The sequence below is a fragment of the Kitasatospora putterlickiae genome, from assembly GCF_039527695.1.
Classification (GTDB): domain Bacteria; phylum Actinomycetota; class Actinomycetes; order Streptomycetales; family Streptomycetaceae; genus Kitasatospora; species Kitasatospora putterlickiae.
In genome coordinates, this window is the sequence record NZ_BAAAKJ010000066.1 from 9,482 (window position 1) to 13,044 (window position 3,563).

At 74.5% G+C, this 3,563-nt stretch carries 2 protein-coding genes and 1 pseudogene; all 3 read left to right on the forward strand.

The window, feature by feature from the left end:
- Positions 1–59: 59 nt before the first annotated feature.
- Positions 60–2,255: an MMPL family transporter gene (locus ABD308_RS07520; protein ID WP_344329590.1), complete on the forward strand. Its 2,196-nt coding sequence runs from the start codon at positions 60–62 to the stop codon at positions 2,253–2,255.
- 5 nt (positions 2,256–2,260) lie between these two features.
- Entirely contained in the window at positions 2,261–3,448 is a 1,188-nt protein-coding gene (locus ABD308_RS07525) for a sensor histidine kinase (RefSeq protein WP_344329591.1), read from the forward strand.
- Between the two features lie 25 nt (positions 3,449–3,473).
- Positions 3,474–3,563 (forward strand): annotated as a pseudogene (locus ABD308_RS07530) (DNA-binding response regulator); the annotation flags it as partial.

Consider the following 3,563-nt stretch of genomic DNA (forward strand, 5'->3'; position numbering starts at 1 on the left):
GCCAGGTTCCACCGGGCGGGCGTGTCGTCGGCCGGGGCCGGTTGCGGAGGATCGGCGGTATGAGTCAACTCCCCGTGCGGATGGCCCGTTGGAGCGCCCGGCACGCCCGGATCGCCATCGCGGGCTGGTTCGCCTTCGTCGTCCTCTGCCTCGGCGCCGGTATCGCCGTCGGCACCAACGAGGCCACCAGCGAGGACTACCGGGTCGGCGAGGCCGGGCGGGCCGAGGCGATGGCCGCCCAAGGAGGCCTGGAGCGAAAGCCGGTCGAACACGTCCTCATCCGCCCCGCTTCCGGGCGGCTGGACGTGACCGCCGCGACCGCCGCGGCCCAGGACGTCACCACCCGCATGCGCGCACTGCCCGGGGTGGCCGAGGTCGCCGAGCCCGTCCGGTCGAAGGACGGCGAGGCCCTCCGGGTCTCCGTGGTCCTGAAGGGCCCCGAGCTCGAAGGCAAGAAGAACGTCGTCCCCCTCCTCGACCAGACCGCGCAGGCGCAGGCCGCGCACCCCGGGCTGATCATCGAGGAGACCGGCTCGCCCTCGATCAGCAAGGGCGTCAACGAGCAGCGCGGCGCGGACCTCGCGCTCTCCGAGCGCCTCACCCTCCCGGTGACGCTGGTGACCCTGCTGCTCGTCTTCGGCTCGATCGTGATGGCCTGCGTGCCGCTGCTGCTGGCGCTCTCCTCCATCGCCGCCGCTCTGGGCCTGTCCATGCTGGTCTCGCACCTGGTCCCCGACGCCGGGGTCGGGACCAACATGATCCTGCTCATCGGACTGGCCGTGGGCGTCGACTACACCCTCTTCCACCTGGAGCGCGAACGCGAGGAGCGGGCCCGCGGCGGCGGGCGGCTCGCGCCGGAGGCCCTGGTGGAGCTGGCGGCCGCCACAGCGGGACGGGCCGTCGTCGTCTCCGGTCTCGCGGTGATCGTCTCCACCGCCACCCTCTACCTGGCCTCCGACGTCATCTTCTCCTCGCTGGCGACGGGCACCATCCTGGTGGTGGCGGTCGCCGTGGCGAGTTCGCTCACCGTGCTGCCCGCCCTGTTGGTGACGATCGGCCGCCGGGCCGAACGCCGCGCCGAGCGTAGGAGCAAGGGCCGGGCCAAGCGCCCGGCGGACGGTCCCGGCCGCATCGTCGGCGCCCTGCTGCGGCCCGCGCAGCGGCACCCCGCGCTCACCCTCTGCCTCTCGGTCCTCCTCATGCTCGGCCTGGCCGCGCCCGCCCTCGGCCTGCGGCTCGTCGACCCCGGCAAGGACACCTTCTCCCGCGACATCCCCGCGATGCGGGTCCACGACCGCCTCACCCACGCCTTCCCCGAGCTCCTGACCCGGCACGAGGTCGTCACCCGCGCCGCCCCCGCCCGAGCGGCGGAGGTGAAGCGGGCGCTGACCGACCTCGGCCGGCGCGCCCAGGCCGACCCGCTGTTCGCCGGAGCCGCCACCACCGAACCGGCGCTGCGAAGCTCCGCCGACGGCTGGATCACCGTGCTGGAGCTGGCCGTTCCCTTCCCCGCCTCCTCCTCCCAGGCGATCGCCTCCCTCGACCACCTCCGGCGGACCCACCTGCCCGCCACCGTCGGCTCGTTGGCCGGGACGGAGAGCGCGGTGAGCGGCGACGTGGCCCGGGGCCGCGACTACGTGGCGCACGAGCGCGAGACGCTGCCCCTGGTGATCGGCCTCCTGCTGCTGGCCACCTTCCTGATGACCCTCTGGGCGTTCCGCTCGCCGGTCCTCGGGCTGCTCGGCGTCGTCCTCAACCTGCTGTCCGCCGCCGCCTCCCTGGGCCTGCTGGTCGCGGTCTTCCAGGGGACCTGGGCCGAGGGCCTGCTCGCCTTCGACTCGCTCGGCGCGATCGCCTCCCGGGTGCCGCTGTTCCTCTTCGTGATCCTGTTCGGCCTGTCGATGGACTACCAGGTGTTCGTGGTCAGCCGGATCCAGGAGTTCGTCCGCGCCGGGATGCCGGCCCGCGAGGCGGTCCTCGCCGGGATCGGCCGTTCGGCCAGGGTGGTCACCAGCGCGGCGGTCGTGATGGTGACGGTGTTCGGGGCCTTCGTCGCCCTGCACCTCACCGAGATGAAGCAGATGGGCTTCTGCCTGGCCGTGGCCGTGCTGCTGGACGCCGTGGTGGTCCGGCTCATGGTGCTGCCCTCCGCCCTGCTGCTGCTCCGCGACACCGCCTGGTGGCCGCCGCGGCGCCCCCGCCCGCGGCCTCGCCCCCGCTCCGGGCCGCGCTCCCGGCAGGCGATCGTAGGCTGATCGTCATGACTCGACCTCCGCAGTCCGAGGACCGGTTCCGGTTACGGTCGCTCCGCCGCTGGTACGTGGTGGTGTGGGTGGTCCTGGGGGTCCTTCCCCCGGTCGTCTCCGTGCTCGGCGACGACGGCGCCACCACCTACTGGTCGATCGGGCTGTCGGCGGCGCTGGCCCTCTGCTACGCGGGCGTCGCGGCCGGCCCCGGCCGTCCGGTGCTGCGGCCGCGCGCCTTCCTGGGCGCGCTCGTCCTCGGCATGGGGGCCCTGGCGCTCGTCCGGGGCGACGGCGCGGCGCTGTTCATCGTCTCCCTCCCGCAGTTCTGGCTGCTCGCCGGGAGCCCGCGCCGGGCGATCGCGCTGAGCGCCGCCGGTGCGGCGGCCACCGTGACCGGCATCGTCCGTCACCAGGCCTGGGACGCCCAGGAGTTCGCGACGGGCAACGTGGTCTTCACCCTGATCGGCTGGCTGGCGGGCGTGCTCGTCGGGCTCGGGGTGGTGCGGATCGTCGAGCAGAGCGACGAGCGCGCCGGCCGGCTGGGCGCGGAGCTGGAGGCCGCCCGGCTGCGCCTGGCCGAGGCGCACCGGCTGCAGGGGGCCACCGAGGAGCGCGAGCGGCTCGCCCGGGAGATCCACGACACCCTCGCGCAGGGCTTCGCCTCGATCATCGTGCTGGCGGAGGCGGCCGGGTCCAGTCTCGCCGCCGATCCGGGCCGGGCCGCCCAGCAGGTGCTCTCGATCGAGCGGACCGCCAGGGAGAACCTCGCCGAGGCGCGCGTGCTGGTGGGTTCGGCCCCGCAGTCCGGGCTCGCCCCCGGCTCGATCGCCGGGACCCTGCGCCGGGCCCTGGAACGGTTCACCGAGGACACCGGGCTCCCCGTGGCGGCGGAGCTGGCGGAGGTCGCGTGCGACGGGCCGACCCGGATCGCGCTGCTGCGCTGCACCCAGGAGTCGCTGGCCAACATCCGCAAGCACGCGGCCGCCTCCCAGGTGTCCGTCGTCCTCGGGCCGGTCCCGTACGGCATCGAGCTGGAGATCACCGACGACGGGCAGGGGTTCGTGGTGCGGGACTCGCGCGGCTTCGGGCTCAACGGCATGCGCCGGCGGCTCGCCGAACTCGGTGGCGAGCTCACCGTGACCAGTTCGCCCGGCGACGGCACCCGGGTGCTCGCCGCCGTCCCGGCCCACGGACAGGGGTGACGCCATGGGACCCGGGACACGAAAGGTCCGCGTCGTCGTGGTCGACGACCACACCGTGATGCGCGCCGGGCTGGTCGCCCTGCTGGCCTCCGAGCCGACCGTGGAGATCGTCGGC